Source organism: Trebonia sp. (assembly GCF_049794275.1).
In the GTDB taxonomy this organism is placed as follows: Bacteria; Actinomycetota; Actinomycetes; order Streptosporangiales; family Streptosporangiaceae; genus Trebonia.
On the sequence record NZ_JBARCR010001147.1, the window covers coordinates 1 to 3,087 of the forward strand.

The window sequence follows — 3,087 nt, forward strand, 5'->3', positions numbered from 1 at the left end:
GACCGGCTGCTCGCGGTGGCCGCGGTCACCCGCATCGGCGCGGCCGCCGCGCCGGCCTGGCGGGACAGCCTGAACGTCCCGCCGATGAGCGGCTACGCCAAGATCACCCTGGCGATGCTGGAGGACGACGGGTCAGCAGGGCGCCCGGCGGGGCTGGAACCGTCGCCAGCGGAGGTCGCCTGGATGGCGACCGACCTGCTGGCGCTCGCCTGCGACGACGAGTATCCCGACCCGGATGAGCTGGTCGTCACCTTCAATGAGGCCGTCCCGGCGGGCGGCGAGGCGGCGCTGTTCGACGCGATGTCGCGCGGCGTTCATCCCGACGCTGTGGCCGTGCTGAACCATGTCGGGAAATACCACCCGGACAAGCGGGTGGCCAAGGCAGCGCGGACCGCGGCGCATAAAGCCGCCTCCCGCGCTCAGTAAGGGGAGCTCCATGGCCGACGGCACCAACCTCGCCGCGGTGAATCACGTGGTCGTGCTGATGCTGGAGAACCGCTCGTTCGACCACATGCTCGGCTACCTGTACGCCGGCAGCGGCAACGTCTCGCCGTCCGGCCAGCCGTTCGAGGGGCTCACCGGCAACGAGTCCTGCCCGGACAGCACTGGCAAGCAGGTCGGGGTCTACCAGATCACGCCGTCCACGCCGAACGCCTACTTCATGCCGGGCGCCGACCCCGGCGAGGGGTACAAGGCGACCAACAACCAGCTCTGGGGCAGCGACAACCCTCCCGCGTCGGGAACCCCGGCCACCATGCAGGGGTTCGTCAAGGACTTCGCGTACACGATCACCTGGGAAACCAACGACAAGTGGACGATCGTGCCGGGTACCACGGCCGACATGATCATGGGCTGCTTCACCCCTGAGGCGCTGCCGGTGATGTCCGCGCTGGCGCGCGGCTACGCGGTGTGCGACCACTGGTACGCGTCGGCGCCGACCGAGACGATGCCGAACCGCGCGTTCGCGATCGCGGCCACCAGCCAGGGGCACATGGACGACGTCACGAAGACGTACACCTGCCCGTCCATCTTCGGCGCGCTCACCAAGGCCGGGGTCAGCTGGCGGATCTTCGGGTACGACAGGCAGCCGCTGACCAGGTACGACTTCCCGGACATCACCAGCGCTGACGCCAGCCATTTCGGGCTGTTCACCGACTTCCAGGCCGCGGCGGCAGCCGGCACGCTGCCCGCGTACACCTTCCTGGAGCCGAGCTGGCCCTCGACGGGCAACAGCCAGCACCCGAACTACGACGTGGCCCTCGGCGAGCAGCTGATCCACGACACGTACGAGGCGCTGCGCGGCGGCCCCGGCTGGCCGCAGACGCTGTTCGTGCTCACCTACGACGAGCACGGCGGCTGCTACGACCACGTCCCGCCGCCGTGGGGCGCGACCCCGCCGGACAGCACGGCGGCCGAGTTCGGCTTCGGCTTCGACAGGTTCGGGGTGCGGGTGCCGACGCTGCTCATCTCGCCGCTGATCGCGCCGGGCACGGTCTACCGGGTCCCGGCCGGCTCGACGCCGCTCGATCACACCTCGGTGCTCAAGACCATCCAGCAGCGCTGGAACGTCCCGTCGCTGACCGCCAGGGACGCCGCCGCCCCTGCCTTCGGCGACGTGCTGACCCTGACCACCCCCCGCACCGACGACGTGCTGGCGGGCGTGACCGTCCCGGTCTCCGGCGCCGCTAACCCGTCCGCGGGCCAGATCTCCCACCTGCAGGCGATCCACGACGAGCTGGTGGCCCGCTACGCCCCGGCCGCCCCGGCCGCGGCCCCCGCGGCCATAGCCGCCGAGGAGGCCGCCACCGTCGTCCAGGACCCCGACCGCCACCCGTAACCAGTCCCGGCTCCGCGCACCGCTCGCTGACGCGTCCTGCTCTCGTCAGCGCGGTCCTGCTGTGGCCGCGGCGACGGCGTGATAGGTGTATGTGAGCGAGCGCGAAGGGGCGTGATGTGATGCGAGCGATAATCGTCAGGGAGCTCGGCGGGCCCGAGGTCTTGGCGATCGGGGAGCGCGACGACCCGCAGCCGAAGCCCGGCGAGATCGTCGCCAAGGTGGCGGCCGCCGGGGTCAACTACATGGACATCTACCAGCGCTCCGGCATCGGCGCCTACAAGGCGCAGACCCCCTACACCCCGGGTGCCGAGGGCGCGGGCACCGTGCTCGCCGTCGGGGAGGGCGTCACCGAGTTCGCGGCAGGCGACCCCGTAGCGTGGGCCGGTGGTCCCGGCAGCTACGCCGAGCAGGTCGCACTGCCCGCGGCGAGCGCCGTCCCGGTGCCGCACGGCTTCGACCTCAAGATCGCCGCGGCCGTGATGCTGCAGGGCATGACCGCGCACTACCTGTGCAACAGCACGTTCCCCATCCAGGAGGGGAACATCACCGTCGTGCATGCCGCGGCCGGCGGGGTCGGGCTGCTGCTCACCCAGATGATCAAACGGCGCGGCGGCGTCGTGGTCGCCACGGCCTCCACCACCGCGAAGGCCGTGCTCGCGCAGCGGATGGGCGCCGACCACGTAACCAGCTACGACGAGTTCGGCGAGGCGGTCAGGCGGCTCTCCGGCGAGCGCGGCGCGTCCGTCGTCTTCGACGGCGTGGGCCAGGCCACCTTCGAGGCCAGCCTGGCCGCGCTGCGGCCGCGCGGCATGATGGTGCTCTACGGCGCGGCCAGCGGCCCGGTCCCGCCGTTCGATCCGCAGCGGCTGAACAGCGCCGGCTCGCTCTTCCTCACCAGGCCCACCCTGGCGCATTACGTCGCCGACCGCGCGGAGCTGCTCTGGCGGGCGGGCGAGCTGTTCGAGTGGCTCGCCAAGGGCGAACTGGACGTCAGGATCGGCGGCGAGTACCCGCTCGCCGACGCCCGCCGCGCGCACGAGGACCTGGCGGCCCGCCGCACCACCGGCAAGCTGCTGCTGATTCCCTAACCCGCTGGTGTCCGCGCCTGCGAGGCAGGCGCGGACCCGGGCGGCGACGGCGGGCACGTCGACCGGGACGGTGGTGTCCACGAGGACGAGCCCTCCGATCCCGACCGGCCGGTCGTACTCGGCCATGGCCGCGACCGGCAGCGTCGTCAGCACGTGCACCGG

The 3,087-nt window shown here is 71.9% G+C and carries 2 protein-coding genes and 1 pseudogene; all 3 read left to right on the top strand.

Features of this window, described 5'->3' with window-relative positions:
• Positions 1–426: pseudogene (locus WA805_RS28380) on the top strand (hypothetical protein); the annotation flags it as partial.
• Between the two features lie 10 nt (positions 427–436).
• On the top strand, positions 437–1,837 hold the full coding sequence (locus WA805_RS28385; protein ID WP_422340777.1) for an alkaline phosphatase family protein: 1,401 nt from the start codon (positions 437–439) through the stop codon (positions 1,835–1,837).
• A 119-nt stretch (positions 1,838–1,956) separates the two neighbouring features.
• Positions 1,957–2,925, top strand: a complete 969-nt coding sequence (locus WA805_RS28390; protein ID WP_422340779.1) for a quinone oxidoreductase family protein — start codon at positions 1,957–1,959, stop codon at positions 2,923–2,925.
• The last annotated feature ends 162 nt before the right edge of the window (positions 2,926–3,087 follow it).

Bases quoted from the DNA above. Each gene is read 5' to 3' on its own strand.
- WA805_RS28385 (WP_422340777.1), top strand. From the start codon at position 437: ATGGCCGACGGCACCAACCTCGCCGCGGTGAATCACGTGGTCGTGCTG.
- WA805_RS28390 (WP_422340779.1), top strand. From the start codon at position 1,957: ATGCGAGCGATAATCGTCAGGGAGCTCGGCGGGCCCGAGGTCTTGGCG.